This is a genomic window from Sphingomonas sp. SP5, from assembly GCF_058313455.1.
The window spans coordinates 425539-441799 of record NZ_JBZFLF010000003.1 but is presented as its reverse complement, the minus strand read 5'-3'; the positions used below and the strand labels follow the sequence as shown (position 1 = coordinate 441799).

Below are 16261 nucleotides of genomic sequence, written 5' to 3'. Positions count from 1 at the left end.
CTCTCGGCCCTTCGACCTCTACCCCTTCGCGAGAAAGGGTGTGTGGGGCGGCGCTTCCCACCTCTCAGATTGTACTGTGGATCCACACCTATGATCTACGACAAATCACAACAATTCATAGCGATCACCTTCCGCAGCCGGATCGCCCTTACTCATCACCCTCGTTGTCGTCCTTGCCCATCGTCTTCTCGATGCGTTCGCGGGACTGCGTCAAAATGAGCGTCAGCGCGGCAAACTCAACCGGGAAGCTGACACTCAGCAGCTGCAAGCCAAGCGCGACGGGCAGCGCCACGATCAGGGCGCTGACACCTTTCACAGCCTTGCCGCGCGCGTCCTTGAGAACTTCGCCGCTGAACGTCCTGACGTGACGCGCCAGCGCCTTCAGCGTATTCGACGTTGACCGGCGCCATGCCACATCGCCCAGCGCCGAGCTGGCCTGCACGGCTCGCGCCGCCTGAAGCGTTCCAAACTCACTCTTGACCGCTGGCGCCACCACCTCGTCCGGCTGCTCCAGCAATACGGTCACGACCGATTGCAGCGCTGCCTCTTCATCGGCGGTGATCGGCCGCGTGGCCTCAGCCTCAGCACGGAACTGGCGGCATACGGGGAACTGGTTGGTGAAGGCCTGTATGTCATAGACCAGGCTGCCCAACACGGCCGCAGGCAGCGGCAAAAATTCGTCTTGGATCGTTGGCAGGAGGCGGGCGTATCCGTCGATACCGACGGTCAACCCTATAACCATGTCGTCCGTAAGTGGCCGGCCGAGCATGGCTGCGATCGCGTCGAGCTTATGCTGTACCTGCCGCGAGCCGTTGCCAGCTCTGACATCGTCAGCCAGGTAGAGCGCCTCATCGCGGAGCTGCTGCCGCAACGCATCCAGCGCGGTAAAAGGGACGACTGCTTCAGGCGTCTCGCCGGGAGCTACACGCAGTTGGCCATCGATGACTTCGGCGTCGATCGGCGCCGCTGCGGGGGCAAGCGCCTCCTCCGAAACATCGGCACCGTCTTCCGGCGGAGCAGCCCAACGAAAGGTCTCGTCAGGTGGCGCCCAACGATGCGGTTGCAGGTACAGCAACTCTTGAGCGACATCGTGCAACACGCGAGGTTCGAACGGCTTGGTCAACAGGCGAGATTCCGGCTCATCGGTTCCCTCCATCACCCACGGCGAGCTCGTCGTCCATATGGCCGGCATATACGCGTAGTGAGCGTATTCGACGAGGTCCCTCAGATCGCTGCCGCCTTCCGATCTGACAGGTTCGGCGATGAGAAGATCGTAGTCGCGGATTTGCGCAACGTTGAGAGCATCCGCCGCGCGGCTGAAACTCTCCACCTCGATATGTCTGGCGACGAGGTACTCCCCGATTGCCTCGCGAATGGCGAGATCGGGCTCAACGTACAGAGCCATCCGTCGCTGGGCAAATACGCGCTCCAGCACAGAGTCAGCCCTTGCCCCGACAAGCAACTCTCGCAGCGACAACATCGAAGCGATCTGCGGGGTGCTGTAACCTTCGATCTCTCCAAGCGCGAAAATCAGGCGTTCCTCGCCATTCAGCAGCTCCAATTCGGTCTGCGCCAATTCCCGAAGTCGGGACTGGCCGTTCGCACCTCCACCGACGAAATATGGGGAGCGACGGAACAGGCGCGCCATGGCCTTGAAACCATCGGTCATCAAATTGTTGGTCGCTGGCCTACGCAGGAGGTCGATCGACTGAGGAGCGGCCAGCGTAAGCATTTCACGCACGAGATCGTCGGCATCCCGCTGATGTCCGACCAGCATCCGCGCGAAACGCCGCAGGCGGCCCAAGGCACTAGGCAGCGGGGTCTCTATCGCCATTGGATCGTCCCAGCGTGAGAATGCCCCCAGATTTTGCGCGGGTGGTCCAATGACCCGGCCGCGCCGATCGCGAGAACGTATCGCGAACGGGAGTTGAGTATGAGCGGGGCCATGTATCGATCGCAGCCAGGTTGCGAGCAGGGGTGCGTACCTTGCCGCATCAGGTGCGCCTTCCTTGCCGGGCTGAAGGCCGCGCGCCACCAGGCGCTGCTGGACGCTCGTGCTCGCTATCGCGAGGACCCGACGCCGGAGCGGCGATCTCGTGTTGAGCGGCTTGAAGGATTATGGGCAGCTGCGTGGCGATCTCATGAACGAGTTCGGCCGGCGAATAGTCCTGCCCTTCCTCAAGCAGACCAGACATCGCATCCTCCAGCGCCTCGCTGCTCGGAAGCGTGATCGGCCTCGTGGTCACCTGATGGCCGGAAAGGGAGCCTGCGATCTGCAGCAACGCGTACTGATCAGGACGGTCCATAGCCTCAAAGGCAATGAGCAGTTCCGAGGCTGAGCGGCCCAGGGCGCTCACGCCTCTTTGCCCCGTCAGGATGTACGTTGTGTCGATACCGTTCAGCTGCAGCGAGATCAGATAACCCAGCGAGAAAGGGCGCTTGCCAGACTCATATTCCTGCTGGCTGCCTCGCGTCACGTCAGCGATCGCGCCGAATGCAGTCTGATTCATACCTCGCCGATCGCGCTCTTCCTTCAGGCGAGCGCCTACCTCGACAAGAATGGGCGAAATATCTTGCACGATAGTATTGACCCTGACAGGAATTTCGCCCACCAAAGGACGGCATTGACCAACAAAGCGGGCATAGCATGGATTCGCCAGTCGCCAAGGGAAGGGAACGTAGGGGTCGCCCCGTCGCGCCGCGTCCTGACGCCGCGCGCATCGCCGCGCTGCGTGCCAGCATGGTCGCCGAGGGCAAGACGGTTGCCGCGCTCGCTGACGAGATCGGCGAGACGGCCGCCAACGTCTACAAGGTGCTGAGCGGTCGACGGGCGGCATCCGCGGGCGTCGGTCATCGGATCGCCGTCAAGCTCGGGCTGAAGGACAAGCCCGCTCCCGCTGGAGCCAGCATTGGCGCGACGGAGGCTGCACGATGAGCGGCATCAGCGATGGAGTCCTGTGAGATGATCGAGGAGCTACAATCGATCGCGCTGGTCGGGTTGGGCGTCGCGTGCGTCATACAGGGCGACAGGCTGACCCGGTTGAACGTCGCCCGAATGGAGGACAATGCCAAGCATGCCGGCCGTGACTGGTCACGGTTCTTGGCCGATTGCCGGTCAGATGATCTGCGCCGCAAGCTCGACGATCGGCAGGTTCGCCTGGAATGCCTGCAGCTGGCCACCGCCTCGTATGATCCGATCGATGGGCGGCCAGCGAAAGCGCGCGAGCTCGTTGCTGCCGCTGACGTGCTCGCACGCTTCGTGTTGGACGGCCCGGATGCGTAGTCCGTCAGCCGCCCAGCTGCGCCCCGTTCTCGATAAAGGCGAGGTAGCGCACGTATGCGCGCTTCACGGTGTTCGGATCGATATCGACTGGAACGCCTTCCTTCCTTCCAGCGAAAACGCCGCCCGTGAGAGCCATCTGCGCCTGTGTCAGCTGCGCGGCGACCAGAGCTGCAGTGTCGGCGCTTACCTTGCGATCCATCATTACGTCCTTCGTGCGTGTGTCGGAACTTGCACGATAGCCGGACGGGGAGCGGTCGCAAGCCGCTCCCCCGAAGGCCCCCTTGACCAGATCCGCCGCTCGCAGGCCGGCGGATACCCTCGACAGCAAAGGGCCGGCCTGACCACCCCGCCCGCGTCGACGGTACGAAGTCTGTGCGCTCCCAAGAGCATCGGCGCCGGCTCCCTCTCCCTGTTCGTGGCCGGCGCCGACCAGCGGCTTGATGATGAATCCGCTCGGTCGCCGGCGGGCCGGCCGGGCGTGCACCTGGGGGTGCCTGCCGGGGCCGCCCGGTCGCCCGCCACCTCACCACAAGCTCGTCCAGGCGCGATCCGTCGTCATGGCAGGAGCATTGCCGCATGAGCGAGCCGCACATCCACAACCGCTACCGCACGGTACCGGCGTCGTTGCTGCTTCAGGTCCTCGGCAACAGCCTCGAGGACATTAAGAGCGAGGACGACGCCACGGATGCCGATCTCGGCGCCGTCCTCGGCAAGCACGAGGACACCGCTGGCCGCTACCGCACCGCGCTCGCCGAGATGGGCGTCGTCGCCTTCTTGCGCGGCTGCCGGCAATGGGACGGGCGCTTCGCCAACGCTGTGCTAGCTCTGGTGGGCATGAAGCTGTGCCCGATCGAGGCCAGACACGCCGATGATCAGGTGGCGGTCACGACGCTGCTGCGCCTAACCGTTGAACTATCGACCGAGCTCGAGCGCGATGGCGACATCAGCGACGAGGATCTGAACACGCACCGCTTCCTGATCGAAGCGGTAGGCGGTCTGGTCGATGGCTTCCGCCATCGGCTCCGCACGAAGGCGATCGAGTCAGGATGATGCCACTCGACACCGGCTGAGCCAGCCTCAGCACCGAACCGCCAGACCAGACCGTCACCCGTCGATCATCGTCGCCGGGAACGGCTTTTCGCATGCCCGGACGATAGCCAATGCCGCCGCTCCCTGCCCCCGTCACCGCCCCTGCGATTACGCCCGGCACTTACGTGCGCCTGCGGCGCGAGGCGCTGCGCCTCAGCCACGAGGATCTGGCGCGCATGCTCAGCAGCGTTCCCGGTGTGTCGACGCAGCGGCGCGTCGGATGGCTTGTGGCGATCGAGAGCGACCTCGTCACGATCACGCTGCCGACGGCCTGGGCGCTGCACGAGGCGATTGGGCTCAACCTGCAGATGCTGTCCTACTGGATGGAGATCGCAGAAGGCGCGGAGCCGCCGCTGATCGGCCTGTTGCTGAGCTGCGGCGCCGTCACCGGCACCGTCTACATTGGCCTAGATCTCGCTCGCGGCGCGGACCTCACCGCGTGAACCGCCTACGCTTCGCATGGGGCCTGGGTGCCTTCCTCCTCGGCATCGCGCTCGCCTTACTGATCCGCGGCTGGGACCAGCGCGCGCCGATCGCCCTCATCATCGTCGCCTGCCTGATCCTGTTCGGCAGCGCCGCGATCCGCCCCTCCTCCATCCGGAAGGTCAAGCCATGACGCGTCCCGTCGCACGTCTCGTCTACGACCGTGACACAGCCCCGTTTGCGAAGTCCGCCCCCGTCACCTGCCACTGCGACGCATGTCGCCAGGCAGAGCATGATCGGCAGGACCAGAACGTCGCCTATGTCGTGAAGATGGCGCTCGCCGGCCTCGCCGTTGGTGCACTGCTCGTCGCGGCCGCATCGTTGCTGGGGGTGCAGCTGTGATCAACCGCGATGCGCCCCTGACGATTGAGATCGTCGATGGCCGGCTGTCTATCACCATCGGCATCGACACCCTCATGGTGGCGGTTCAGGGCGGGGACGATTGGGACGAAGATCGCATGACGATCGTCGATCCCGATACCTTCGCGGCCGAGATCGCCCAGGCGCTCGAGCATAACGAGCAGGAGGACGGTACCACAGACATCCACCTCGCGATCGACAAGGCAGCCCTGTCGGCCGTTGAGGATGGCTCACAAGCCGTGCGTCTCGTCGGCGAAGACGACGGTGAGGACGACTGATGGCCATCGTTGCTGTTCTCGTAGGCGCAGCGATCGCTCTTCTGGCAGCTGTTGCCCTGCTCGCCATCGCCGTGATGGTTGTGCGGGCCTGGCGCCAGCAAAAGCGTGCCGGTCTGCTCCGCCGCAACTCTGTCGATCCCGCTGCTCTTGGCACAGGAGGGCGCCGTGGCTGACGAGCGCGCCGAGGGCATGGGCGGCGGTCACGTCGCGGCCGACGAGCTGCGCCTCCTGATCGAGCGCGCCGAGCGCCTCGAGGAAGAGAAGAAGGGTATCGGCGAGGATCTGAAGGACGTCATGGCCGAGGCGAAGGGCCGTGGATACGACCCCAAGGCGATCCGCCGCATCCTGACGATCCGGAAGAAGAAGAAAGAGGATTACCAGGAAGAAGAGGCGATCCTCGAAGTCTACATGCAAGCATTGGGGATGATCTGATGATCGGCCATGTCATCGGCGCCGGCTTACTGGCGCTGGCATCCGTATCGTTTGCGCAGCTGGCAAAGCAAACGACCGTCGAACCCTGGGAAACCGAATCTGAGAAGAGGCTCGGCCGCGTGCTGCGGCGCATCTTCGTAGGGCTCGCGATCGCCGCGGCGCTCGGCGCCGTGCTCCTGCTCTGATGCCCCCTGCAGTGCTCGCCCTCGTGATCTGCCTATCGCCGGCAGCGCTAATGATCGCGACCAAGCTGATCGTTGGCGCTCTCCGACGGCGCCGCGAACGCCACCTCGACGAGATGCGAAGCCAGTACCGCAGTGTGCAGTCGATCCAGCGCGCGCGCGGTGAAGCCGCCAAGATCGAGCGGCAGCTGCGCGCGGTAGCCCAGAAAACAAGGTACCGGCGGTGAAGCTGCCACTCGTCCTCACCCGCCGGACCACAACGGAGCGCGTGTTCAGCGCTGGCTGCCACGTGTGCCATGGCGAGCAGGCGAATTGGACGGGCGGCAATGCGCAGGCGCTGGCCGCGAAGCACCACGACCGCACCGGTCATCATACCTGGTGCAAGATCGCGACGTCGATCGAGTACGGCCGCGCCGCACCTGACGATCGTCAGCATGACATCGAGGACGCGATCGCGTCCGCCAGTTCGGGGAGCGCGCGAGGATGCGCTCCCCTCCCCGAGTTCGACGCATCGCCCATCCCCATGGGCGATGTGAGCGCACCCGTCGGCCGCTCGTCGAGACCAGCGCTCGCGGCCGCCCACAGCCGCCGCCCCAGGACCACTAGGGCGAACGGCCAACAGCCGGAGGCTGTCGATGCCTAGCACAACCCTGGCGATAGGCCAGCTGGCGCTGTCGCCGCTTAACGTCCGCACCTACACCCCTGACGCCGAAGACACCCGCGCCCTGCAGGCGTCAATCCTCGCCGATGGCCTGCTCAACCCGATCACCGTGCATCCCATGCGCGGCAGCAAGACGAAGTGGGGCGCGATCGCCGGCGGCCGCCGGTACCGCGCGATCAAAGCCCTCATCGCCAACGGTGACCTGCCGGCCGACTATCAGGTGCGGGTCAACGTCCTGGAGGGCCTCAGCGACGCCGCGTTGGTCGAGCATTCGATCACCGAGAACCTGGTCCGCAAGGATTTGCGCGATCACGAGCTGTTCGCCGGCATCGCCAGCGCAGCGGCGCGCGGCCACGACGTCGCGCAGATCGCCAAGGGCATCGGCCAGCACGACGTCGCCGTCGTAGAGCGCTGGCTGCGCATGGGCCGGCTCGCCAAGCCGGTATTCGAAGCACTGCGCGCCGGCACGATCACGGAGAAGCAGGCCAGCGCCTTCGCCGCTACCGAGGACCAGGAGCTGCAGCGCGTCACCTTTGAACGGTTCGCGCCGCTTAATGTCCATGCCCCGACGCCAGCCGAAATCCGTAAGGCGATGAACGTCGGCGATATCCGCGCCCAGCGCGACCTCGCCTTCGTCGGCGCCGACGCCTACCGCGCCGCTGGTGGCCGTTTCGAGCTCGACCTGTTCGCCGAGGAGGAAGGCGAGCGCGGCCGCATCGTCGACGCCGGCAAGCTCCAGCAGCTCGTCGACGAGAAGATGGGCGAGGTCCGCATCGAGGTCCGGGAAAGCACGAGCCGGCCCGACCTCCGCTTCATCGCCGAGAAGCCTGCTGGCGAATATGCTGGCAGCATCGATCACCAGCTTGCCGTGTCGCCCAAGGATGACGGCCTGGGCGGCCTCGAGCTGCCCGAGGGCGATATTGTCGCGCACATCGCGATCGATGCGGCCGGCCAACAGGTGGTCAGCTACTGGTGGGCGAGCCGGAAGGCGAAGTTCGGCGGCGAGAGGAAGCCCGCCGCTGCTGCCTCGCCGGCGCCGGCGACGCCTTCCGTGCCGGCGGCTGAAAGTCCGTTCGCCAGTCACCATCGCTCGACCGAGGCGGCCGCAGCTAGCGACCAGCTGAAGCCGGAGGCGTTGGTCGCGCTCAGCGCGATCCGCAAGGTCATCCAGCGCGCCGGCCTCATCGATGACGTGTCGATGGACGGGGCCGTCGGCCGCGATCTGCTCGTGTGGTCTCAGGCCCGAGCCTTCTTCAAGCCCGGATCTCGCCTCGGCATCCGAACGATCGCCAACGAGCCCGTGGGTACCTTGTCGGACAGCGCCTTCTCCCTCGCACGGGAACTCGCCAGCGCGACCGAGGCGTCGCGTGTCTGCAACGAGGCTTTCGCTCAGATCGCGCGTGAAGACTTCATCACCGACGATGATCTGCCCGCTGCCTTTGCCGCGTTCTGCGATACGGACGACCATACCAAGCGGCTCACCGCCGCGATCGTCGCCGGCATGGCGCTGGAGCGTAGCCTCGCCTCCCCCGGCTACGAGCGGCCGATACACGATGTAGTCGCGCTACGCGTCGGCATCGAGACGGACGGCTGCATTCGCCACTATTGGGCGCCCACCGGCGACATGCTCGATCTGCTGCCCAAGCTGCAGCGCCTGGCGATCGCCGAGCCGATGGTCGATCGCGCGACGATCGCCACCTGGGCGAAGATCAAGTCGAGCGATCTGACCACCGCGATCCTCGCGCTTCTCACCCGAGCGGGCAGCAAGGGGGCCAGCTGGGTCCATCCGCTGCTGCGCTTCACCACCACTCAACCGCAGGACGTCCGGGAGGCCGCAGAATGAACCCGATCTACCTCCGCCAAGGCTTCGCGTTCGCACTGGCACATGCTGTCGAAGAGGCAGGCGAATTCCTCGCAGCGGCCGGCAAGACCCAGCGCTGGGGTCCGGAGAGCGTGAACCCGGAGCTTCCAGCCGCCGAGCAGGAAACGAACTCGGCATGGCTGCTTCGCGAACTGGCCGATCTTCAGGGCGCCCTTGGTCGCTTGGGACTCGCGATCGTCGAACATGAAGGTCAGGCGGGATATGCCGCCACCCCCTGGTCGACGGAGGTGCAGGCACTCCCGAACAGCAACATCTGCGTCACCGTGATGCTGAGCACGGATCGCGGTCCAATGCGTATGTTCCGCCCGTTCCTCGACGTGGAGCTGGACGAAGCGCACGCGACCGAGCTGCTCGGGAAACTCAGCCTGGCACTGCGTGATCGGCGCGTGCAAGCCGAAGGGGCGCAGGCATGAGCGACGTAGCGGATCCCGCAAAGCTCGCCCGCCTCGCGGCGCTGAGCCGTCAGCTCGCCGCGGCCGGCGCGCCGGCTATGGTGTCGCGCCCGGTCGTCGTCGACGAGCAAGGCTATGCCTTCGGCCTGTGCCCCAGCGACCCTGACGGCACGAGCGGCGACTTTATCCACGCCGGCGTACGAGTGAGCTGGGCGCCGATGCCGGTCCAGGGCGGCCTGCTGCTGGGCTTGTATGGGGGACCAGAGCCCGATCCGAACTATGAAGAGGAAGGGATCGTCCTGTTCATGACGCGTGACAGCCTGCGCCGCCTCGCGGCCGACCTGCAGGCGATCGCCGACGCGAGCGTGCCGGCATGACCAACGCCACCCACGAGATCGGCAGCGGCAACCCACCGCTCGCTGCCGAGGTCGAGCCGCCGGCATCCACGCTGGTAATTCCCGCCGGCGGCTCGGCCAATTATGGTTCCGTAGCTGAGAAGCAGAGCGCCGCTGCGCGCTATGATCAAGCTGAACATGATCGAATCTTCGCAGCTGGTTTTCGAACTGCTCGCGAGAAGATGAACAAGCACTACGGCACTGTAGAGCAGTACGAGCGGTACAGAGCCGAATCGTTCGCCGGTGCTACGCCTCTCGTGCCGGAGGGCAGTCAGGCGGCGTTCACTGTCGAGGACGGCGCGAACAGCCATGTCTTCGAGCGGCGCATCATGCGTGGTGACGCATGCATCGCATTCGCAGACGAGCCGTGGGCATCGCTGATTGCGGACCACCTGACGAAAATGGCTGTCGAAGGCTTGAATGGCCGATGACCCTCAGCGCTGCCGTCCAAGATCTCGTCCGAACGATTGCTCGCCAGATGGCGGCAGAGGATGCTGCGGCATCCCTGACCAGCCGGAGTCGCAAATGCCCCGTGTCGCCATCTACGCCCGTTACTCGTCCGACCGCCAATCCGAAACCTCGGCCGAGGACCAGGTCCGCGACTGCCGCGCCCGCGCCGATCGCGAGGGTTGGGATGTCGTCGACGTCTACAGCGACCTTGCCATCTCCGGCGCCAACAACAGGCGCCCAGGCATGACGGCCATGCTGGCGGATGCGGCTGCCGGGTCGTTCGATATCGTCCTATCGGAGGCGCTCGATCGGATCGCGCGCAACCAGGCGGATATCGCGACGATCTACCAGAAGCTGCAATTCGCCAGCGTGCAGATCGAAACCCTGTCCGAAGGAACGGTCAACGAGCTGCATATCGGCCTGAAGGGCACGATGGGCGCGCTGTTCCTGAAGGACCTTGCGGAAAAGATTCGCCGCGGCCAGCGCGGCAGCGTCGCGCGTGGCCTGGTGCCGGGCGGGCTCTGCTATGGCTATGACGTGGTGCGCGAGCTGGATGAGCGCGGCCAGGTGCAGGCGGGCCGTCGCCGCATCAACCCGGAACAGGCCGCCGTCGTGCGCCGGATCATCCAGGCCTACGTCGACGGCGTCAGCCCCAAGCAGATCGCCCACGATCTCAATCGGGAGGGCATTCCCTCCGCCCGGGGCGGCGAATGGCGGCAGTCGGCGATCTGCGGGAACAAGGCCCGGATGCTCGGGATCCTGCACAACCCGATCTACGTCGGCCGCTTCGCTTACAACCGCGTGCACATGAAGCGTGATCCGGAGACGCGGAACCGGGTGAGCCGGCCGAATGCCCCCGATCAGATCCTGTTCGCGGAGGTACCGGAGCTGCGGATCGTCAGCGACGAATTATGGGAGGCCGCGCAGGACGCCCGAGCGAAGCGCGCCGCCTACCCCCTCGTCCAGCGCCGGCGGCCGAAGCATCTGCTGTCCGGCCTGATACGCTGTGGCGAATGCCAGGGCAGCTATACCGTGATCGCGGACACCCGATTCGGATGCACGCGCCACCGCGAGGCCGGCACCTGCAGCAACGGTCGCCGGGTGGAAGGTGCCGAGCTGCAGAGCCGGGTGCTGAGCGGGCTGAAGGAGCAGCTGCTGTCGGCCGAGGCCGTGTCGCTGCTGGTGCGCGAATATCACGAGGCGCGCGCGGCCGAGACGAAGGCCGCCGAGAAGGCGCAGCGCGCCCTCGGTGCCAAGCTGAAGAAGGAGGAGACCGCTGTGGCGCGCCTCGTCGCCGCGATTGCGGACGGGGGCGCGGGGTTCGCGGACCTGAAGTCCGCGCTGGCCGAGCGCGTGGCCGAACGCGATCGTCTCCGCGCCGAGCTGGCGGAGGAGCAATCGGTACCGGTCATCGTGCTGGAGCCGCGAATCGCGGAGCGGTACCGCGAGCGCGTATCGAAGCTGGTCGACGGATTGAGCGACGCGATCGTCGCCGGGGATCCGACGGCCGAGCAGATCAGGAAGCTGGTCGAGGTTGTCTATGTGTCACCGGCCGACGACGGCCGCGTGTCGATCGAAGTTGTGGGATCGCTCCACTCCGCAATCGCCTTGGCGACCGGGGTAGAAGCGACCCCCTCCATCAGGAGGGGATCGCGTCTGGCGCACACGTTGGTAGCGGAGGAGGGACTTGAACCCCCGACCCCAGGATTATGATTCCCGTGCTCTAACCAGCTGAGCTACTCCGCCCCGCCGTGTGAGGGGGCGCCTATAGGTGCGGGATGCAGCCCCCGTCAAGCGAACATATGACGCGACAGTGCTTCCCACGGACCGCCCCGATACCACCATGTCGCCAAGCCGGCGATTTCGACCCCGCGGGGCACGAAATCGCGCGACAGCGAAGCGAGCAGCAGCTTGGCGATATTGGGCTGCACCTTGTTCTGGATGGTGACGTGCGGACGCCACCCGCCCGCATCCTGCGGCGTCAGCAGGCCGGCGAACGCATCGGCCAGATCACGGCGGATGGCGACCAGATCGGGCGATTCGATGCGATAGGCGACGCCGCGCCCCAGCGACATCAGCCCGCCGACCCGCGCCTGCGGCGCCCGCACGCCGCGGGTGAACCCCGTCAGCCGATGCTTCAGCTCACCCTCGGCCGACGGCGGCAGGTGGTGGAACAGCGTGAGATGCGCCGACAGCACATTGCGTTCGGGCGGAAAATGCGCGGCACGCTGCGCATCGAACCACCCCTGATCCTGCCGGCCGAACAATGCGGTGACGATGATCGGCGCGGGGACCGCGGCGGGATGACCGGCGGTCAAATCTCCACCTGACTGCCCAGTTCGACGACGCGGTTCGTCGGCAGGCGGAAGAATTCCATCGCGCTTTCCGCGTTGCGCAGCATCCAGGCGAACAGCTTCTCGCGCCACAGCATCATGCCGGGGCGGTCGGAGGGCAGCAGCGTCTGGCGCGACAGGAAGAAGCTGGTGTCCATCATCTTGAAGTCGGCGCCGCATTCGTGGACGCGCTTCAGGGCTGCCGGCACGTCGACCTCCTCCATGAAGCCGTAGCGCAGGACCAGGCGGTAGAAGCCCTCCCCCATCGGCTCGCGCGCGGCGCGCTCCGCCTCGGGCCAATAGGGCTGGCTGACGATCTTCACCGTCAGCAGGATGACCCGCTCGTGCAGCACCTTGTTGTGCTTGAGGTTGTGCAGCAACGCATGCGGCACGCCGTCGGGCGAGGAGGTCATGAACACCGCCGTGCCCGGCACCCGGCTCGCCGAATTGACCGCGGAGGTGATGAAGACCTTGATCGGCATCGCCGCCTCGTGAAGGCGGTCCATCATCAGCTTGCGGCCCTTCGACCAGGTGGTGAGAAAGGTGAAGACGATGAAGCCGATGGTCAGCGGGAACCAGCCGCCATCGGGCACCTTGGTGAGGTTGGCCGAAAAATAGGCGCCGTCGACCAGGAAGAAGAGGGCAAGCAGCGGCGCCGCGGCATAGAGCGGCCAGTTCCATAGCCGGGTGAGCGCGACGCCGAGCAGGCACGAATCGATGAACATCGCCCCCGTCACCGCGATGCCGTAAGCGGAGGTGAGGTTGGACGAGGTGCGGAAGAACAGCACCAGCAGGATCACCATCACCATCAGCATCCAGTTGATAAGCGGGATGTAGATCTGCCCGGCGGTCGCCGCACTGGTATGTTCGATCCGCAGCCGCGGCATGAAGCCCAGCTGGATCGCCTGCTGCGTCACCGAAAAGGCGCCGGAAATCACCGCCTGGCTGGCGATGATCGCCGCCATCGTCGCCAGGATCACCAGCGGCAGCTGCAGGCTGTCGGGCGCCAGCATGTAGAACGGGCTCTTCAGCGCCTCATGCCCTTCGCGGAACAGCAGCGCCCCCTGCCCCAGATAGTTGCACATCAAGGCCGGCAGCACGAACACCAGCCAGGACAGGCCGATCGGCTTGCGCCCGAAATGGCCCATGTCGGCGTAGAGCGCCTCCGCCCCCGTCACCGCCAGCACCACCGATCCCAGCGCGAGAAAGGCGCGGACGGGATCGAGCAGGAAGAATTCGACGGCATAATGCGGCGAAAACGCCCAGAGCACGCCCGGCGTCTGCACGACGCTGATGAGCCCGAGCACGGCGATGACCGAGAAATAGACCAGCATGATCGGCCCGAAGACGAGCCCGATGCGCGCGGTGCCGCTCTTCTGCACCCAGAACAGAGCGATCAGGATGGCGATGACGATCGGCAGCACCAGCCCGGCAAAGGCGGGAGCGGCGATCGCCAGCCCCTCGACGGCGCCCAGCACGGTCACCGCCGGAGTGATCATCGAATCGCCGTAGAAGAGCGATGTCGCGAACACGCCGAGCAGCACGATGCCGGTCGACCAGCGCCGGCTCTTGGTGCGACCCGAGACGAGCGCGAGCAGCGCCAGGCTGCCGCCCTCCCCCTTGTTGTCGGCGCGCATGATGATGGCGACATATTTGATCGTCACCACGATCATCATCGACCAGAACATCAGGCTGAGCACGCCCATGATGTGCAGCGGATCGAGCGCGAGCTGGTGATGGCCGGCGAAGGTTTCGCGAAAGGCGTAGAGCGGGCTGGTGCCGATATCGCCGAAGACGATGCCGATCGCGCCGACCGCGAGCTTCAGCAGCCCGTCGTGATGATGGCCGTGATCGTCGTCCTCGGCCCGCGCGCTCGGCACGGCCGCCGGTACGGGGGCGCTCACGAGGCGCTCGACCGATCCGTTGGCATACGACCGGCCCTGTTCCCAACCTGTTCCATAATCATGCGCCTTAGCATGGGCTGAACGACCCTAGCAACGGCAGCGGTCATCGCCCGTACCGCTCAGGGACGGCGAAACACCTCGCGGATGACGAAATGCGAAGCGAGCCGGGTGACCCCCGGCAGGCGGCTCAGCGTTTCGCGGTGGATGCGTTCGAACGTGTCGTCGCGGCGCACCTCGACGTGCAGAGTGTAATCCGCCTCGCCGCTCATCAGGAAGCAGTCGCGCACCTCTGGCACCTCGACGATCTCGCGTTCGAACGCGGCCATCGTCTCCTCGCGCTGATCGCGCAACGTGACGTTGACCAGCACGACACTGGGGTTGCCCCGCGCCGCCTTGCTCAGCACGGCGCGATAGCCGGCGATCAGGCCCCGCTCCTTCAACGCGCCGACCCGCCGGTGCGCGGCGCTGGGTGACAGGCCGACCGCCTCCCCCAGCTGCACGCTGGTGAGGTCGGAATCGGCGAGCAGCTGGGCAAGGATACGGCGATCGATGGCGTCGAGCATGATCCTTGCTCTATCAGGGGCGCCGGCGAGATAAAATCCCGGAGCGGCGGCCGAAGGCGGATAACATTGCGACCTTCTCCTGCCCGACCGGTTGTATGGGCAACCGCGGAAGAGGAGATCGGATCATGCGGATCGGCGTGCCCAAGGAAATCAAGAACCACGAATATCGCGTCGGCCTGACGCCGCCGTCCGTGGCGGAACTGGTCGCGGCGGGCCATGAGGTGGTGGTCGAGACCAACGCCGGCGCCGGCATCGATTTCGAGGATGCGGACTATGTCGCCGCGGGCGCGCGCATCCTGCCCGACCCCGCCGCCGTCTTCGCCGCCGCGGACATGATCGTGAAGGTCAAGGAGCCGCAGGCGAGCGAGATCGCGCTGCTCGAACCGCGCCACCTGCTGTTCACCTACCTGCACCTCGCCGCCGACAAGCCGCAGGCCGAGGGGCTGATGAAGTCCGGTGCCACCTGCATCGCCTATGAGACGGTCACCGCGGCGAGGGGTGGCCTGCCGCTGCTCAAGCCGATGAGCGAGGTCGCGGGCCGCATGTCGGTGCAGGTCGGCGCCCATTATCTCGAAAAGGAACAGGGCGGCCGCGGCGTGCTGCTCGGCGGCGTGCCGGGTGTCGCGCCGGCCAAGGTCGCCATCCTCGGCGGCGGCGTGTCGGGCGTCAACGCCGCGCAGATGGCCGTGGGCATGCGCGCCGACGTGACGATCTACGACATCTCCAACGACCGGCTGGCAGAACTCGACATGTTCTTCTCCAGCCAGATCAAGACGGCCTATGCCAGCAAGGCGGCGATCGCCGCGGCGGTGAAGAACGCCCACCTCGTCATCGGCGCGGTGCTGGTGCCGGGTGCGGCGGCGCCCAAGCTGGTGACGCGCGAGATGGTGAAGACGATGAAGCGCGGCGCGGTGATGGTCGACATCGCCATCGATCAGGGCGGCTGCTTCGAAACCAGCCACGCGACGACGCACGAGGACCCGGTGTTCGAGGTCGACGGCGTGACGCATTATTGCGTGGCCAACATGCCCGGCGCGGTGGCGCGCACCTCGGCCTTCGCGCTCAACAACGCGACCCTGCCCTTCGCGCTGAAGCTCGCCAACCTGGGTGCCGAGGCGGCAATGCAAGCGGACCCGCACCTCGCCAACGGCCTCAACGTGTCGGGCGGCAAGATCCGCCACGAGGCGGTCGCCGAAGCGCTCGACCTTCCTTATGAGGCCTGGCAGGCCTGACCGGGAACGGATAAGGAACACAAGGGTTGAAGCCTCGATACGAACGAGAGGCTTCAACCCTATGTCCGAAACCGAAAACCCCAAGACGCACCCGACCTCCAACGCCGAAAAGGACCCGGACGACTGGACCACCGGCGACGAGGCGATGACGGGCGCGCAGGCAAGCTACCTCAAGACGCTGAGCGAGGAAGCCGGCGAAGCATTCGACGATACGCTGAGCAAGGCGGAAGCGTCGAAACGGATCGATGCCCTGCAGGAGCAGACCGGGCGCGGGAAATAACGTCCCGGCGTCGAGCCTGCACATGGGCCCCGAGCGGTCGAAGGGCACAATGCTACTAGCAT

At 65.9% G+C, this 16261-nt stretch carries 24 protein-coding genes and 1 tRNA gene; 18 read left to right on the top strand and 7 right to left on the bottom strand.

The window, feature by feature from the left end:
- Positions 1–148: 148 nt before the first annotated feature.
- Together AC4GY7_RS09895 and AC4GY7_RS09890 are read right to left on the bottom strand one after the other, a co-directional pair.
- Positions 149–1834, bottom strand: a complete 1686-nt coding sequence (locus AC4GY7_RS09895) for a hypothetical protein (protein WP_491113373.1) — start codon at positions 1832–1834, stop codon at positions 149–151.
- Between the two features lie 160 nt (positions 1835–1994).
- The gene (locus tag AC4GY7_RS09890; protein ID WP_491113371.1) at positions 1995–2612 is read right to left on the bottom strand and encodes a helix-turn-helix domain-containing protein; all 618 of its coding nucleotides are present in this window, start codon (positions 2610–2612) and stop codon (positions 1995–1997) included.
- 35 nt (positions 2613–2647) lie between these two features.
- Between AC4GY7_RS09890 and AC4GY7_RS09885 the strand changes: the two genes are divergently transcribed.
- Positions 2648–2935 carry a helix-turn-helix domain-containing protein gene (locus AC4GY7_RS09885; RefSeq protein WP_491113369.1) on the top strand — a complete coding sequence of 96 codons (288 nt, stop codon included), beginning with the start codon at positions 2648–2650 and terminating at the stop codon, positions 2933–2935.
- A 27-nt stretch (positions 2936–2962) separates the two neighbouring features.
- Positions 2963–3283 (top strand): hypothetical protein, encoded by a 321-nt coding sequence (locus AC4GY7_RS09880; RefSeq protein ID WP_491113367.1) that lies wholly within the window; start codon positions 2963–2965, stop codon positions 3281–3283.
- A 4-nt stretch (positions 3284–3287) separates the two neighbouring features.
- Here AC4GY7_RS09880 and AC4GY7_RS09875 read toward each other — a convergent pair whose 3' ends face one another.
- Positions 3288–3485 carry a hypothetical protein gene (locus tag AC4GY7_RS09875; RefSeq protein ID WP_491113365.1) on the bottom strand — a complete coding sequence of 66 codons (198 nt, stop codon included), beginning with the start codon at positions 3483–3485 and terminating at the stop codon, positions 3288–3290.
- A gap of 374 nt (positions 3486–3859) precedes the next feature.
- On the opposite strand from AC4GY7_RS09875, the gene AC4GY7_RS09870 reads away from it, so the two are divergent.
- The 14 genes from AC4GY7_RS09870 to AC4GY7_RS09805 all read left to right on the top strand — a co-directional run bounded on the left by AC4GY7_RS09870 (position 3860) and on the right by AC4GY7_RS09805 (position 11600).
- Positions 3860–4333 (top strand): hypothetical protein, encoded by a 474-nt coding sequence (locus AC4GY7_RS09870; RefSeq protein ID WP_491113363.1) that lies wholly within the window; start codon positions 3860–3862, stop codon positions 4331–4333.
- A 110-nt stretch (positions 4334–4443) separates the two neighbouring features.
- Positions 4444–4815: a hypothetical protein gene (locus AC4GY7_RS09865; RefSeq protein WP_491113361.1), complete on the top strand. Its 372-nt coding sequence runs from the start codon at positions 4444–4446 to the stop codon at positions 4813–4815.
- Entirely contained in the window at positions 4812–4988 is a 177-nt protein-coding gene (locus AC4GY7_RS09860; protein ID WP_491113359.1) for a hypothetical protein, read from the top strand. Before AC4GY7_RS09865 ends, AC4GY7_RS09860 begins: the two co-directional genes overlap by 4 nt.
- On the top strand, positions 4985–5197 hold the full coding sequence (locus AC4GY7_RS09855; protein WP_491113358.1) for a hypothetical protein: 213 nt from the start codon (positions 4985–4987) through the stop codon (positions 5195–5197). Before AC4GY7_RS09860 ends, AC4GY7_RS09855 begins: the two co-directional genes overlap by 4 nt.
- Entirely contained in the window at positions 5194–5493 is a 300-nt protein-coding gene (locus AC4GY7_RS09850; protein WP_491113356.1) for a hypothetical protein, read from the top strand. The genes AC4GY7_RS09855 and AC4GY7_RS09850 overlap by 4 nt, the downstream gene beginning before the upstream one ends.
- Before the next feature lie 189 nt (positions 5494–5682).
- Positions 5683–5925 (top strand): DUF2312 domain-containing protein, encoded by a 243-nt coding sequence (locus AC4GY7_RS09845; RefSeq protein ID WP_491113748.1) that lies wholly within the window; start codon positions 5683–5685, stop codon positions 5923–5925.
- Complete coding sequence (locus tag AC4GY7_RS09840; protein WP_491113354.1) at positions 5925–6110, top strand: hypothetical protein; 186 nt, start codon at positions 5925–5927, stop codon at positions 6108–6110. Before AC4GY7_RS09845 ends, AC4GY7_RS09840 begins: the two co-directional genes overlap by 1 nt.
- 50 nt (positions 6111–6160) lie before the next feature.
- Complete coding sequence (locus AC4GY7_RS09835; protein WP_491113352.1) at positions 6161–6334, top strand: hypothetical protein; 174 nt, start codon at positions 6161–6163, stop codon at positions 6332–6334.
- Positions 6331–6750: a hypothetical protein gene (locus AC4GY7_RS09830; RefSeq protein ID WP_491113350.1), complete on the top strand. Its 420-nt coding sequence runs from the start codon at positions 6331–6333 to the stop codon at positions 6748–6750. The genes AC4GY7_RS09835 and AC4GY7_RS09830 overlap by 4 nt, the downstream gene beginning before the upstream one ends.
- Positions 6743–8611: a ParB/RepB/Spo0J family partition protein gene (locus AC4GY7_RS09825; RefSeq protein WP_491113348.1), complete on the top strand. Its 1869-nt coding sequence runs from the start codon at positions 6743–6745 to the stop codon at positions 8609–8611. The genes AC4GY7_RS09830 and AC4GY7_RS09825 overlap by 8 nt, the downstream gene beginning before the upstream one ends.
- Positions 8608–9063 carry a hypothetical protein gene (locus AC4GY7_RS09820; RefSeq protein ID WP_491113346.1) on the top strand — a complete coding sequence of 152 codons (456 nt, stop codon included), beginning with the start codon at positions 8608–8610 and terminating at the stop codon, positions 9061–9063. The genes AC4GY7_RS09825 and AC4GY7_RS09820 overlap by 4 nt, the downstream gene beginning before the upstream one ends.
- The gene (locus AC4GY7_RS09815; RefSeq protein WP_491113344.1) at positions 9060–9419 is read left to right on the top strand and encodes a hypothetical protein; all 360 of its coding nucleotides are present in this window, start codon (positions 9060–9062) and stop codon (positions 9417–9419) included. The genes AC4GY7_RS09820 and AC4GY7_RS09815 overlap by 4 nt, the downstream gene beginning before the upstream one ends.
- Positions 9416–9868 carry a hypothetical protein gene (locus AC4GY7_RS09810; RefSeq protein WP_491113342.1) on the top strand — a complete coding sequence of 151 codons (453 nt, stop codon included), beginning with the start codon at positions 9416–9418 and terminating at the stop codon, positions 9866–9868. Before AC4GY7_RS09815 ends, AC4GY7_RS09810 begins: the two co-directional genes overlap by 4 nt.
- The gene (locus AC4GY7_RS09805) at positions 9858–11600 is read left to right on the top strand and encodes a recombinase family protein (RefSeq protein WP_491113746.1); all 1743 of its coding nucleotides are present in this window, start codon (positions 9858–9860) and stop codon (positions 11598–11600) included. The genes AC4GY7_RS09810 and AC4GY7_RS09805 overlap by 11 nt, the downstream gene beginning before the upstream one ends.
- Here the strand turns inward: AC4GY7_RS09805 and AC4GY7_RS09800 are convergent.
- From AC4GY7_RS09800 to AC4GY7_RS09785, 4 genes are all read right to left on the bottom strand, one after another.
- A tRNA-Met gene (locus AC4GY7_RS09800) sits at positions 11557–11633 on the bottom strand. The two genes, AC4GY7_RS09805 and AC4GY7_RS09800, sit on opposite strands and share 44 nt — an antisense overlap.
- A gap of 44 nt (positions 11634–11677) precedes the next feature.
- Positions 11678–12205, bottom strand: a complete 528-nt coding sequence (locus AC4GY7_RS09795) for a 2'-5' RNA ligase family protein (protein ID WP_491113340.1) — start codon at positions 12203–12205, stop codon at positions 11678–11680.
- Positions 12202–14124 (bottom strand): potassium transporter Kup, encoded by a 1923-nt coding sequence (locus tag AC4GY7_RS09790; protein ID WP_491113338.1) that lies wholly within the window; start codon positions 14122–14124, stop codon positions 12202–12204. Before AC4GY7_RS09790 ends, AC4GY7_RS09795 begins: the two co-directional genes overlap by 4 nt.
- A gap of 119 nt (positions 14125–14243) precedes the next feature.
- Positions 14244–14687 (bottom strand): Lrp/AsnC family transcriptional regulator, encoded by a 444-nt coding sequence (locus AC4GY7_RS09785; RefSeq protein WP_491113336.1) that lies wholly within the window; start codon positions 14685–14687, stop codon positions 14244–14246.
- A 125-nt stretch (positions 14688–14812) separates the two neighbouring features.
- Here AC4GY7_RS09785 and ald point away from each other — a divergent pair, with 125 nt between their 5' ends.
- Positions 14813–15919, top strand: a complete 1107-nt coding sequence (ald, locus tag AC4GY7_RS09780) for an alanine dehydrogenase (protein WP_491113334.1) — start codon at positions 14813–14815, stop codon at positions 15917–15919.
- Between the two features lie 61 nt (positions 15920–15980).
- Positions 15981–16199 carry a DUF3072 domain-containing protein gene (locus tag AC4GY7_RS09775; RefSeq protein ID WP_491113332.1) on the top strand — a complete coding sequence of 73 codons (219 nt, stop codon included), beginning with the start codon at positions 15981–15983 and terminating at the stop codon, positions 16197–16199.
- Positions 16200–16261 lie beyond the last annotated feature (62 nt).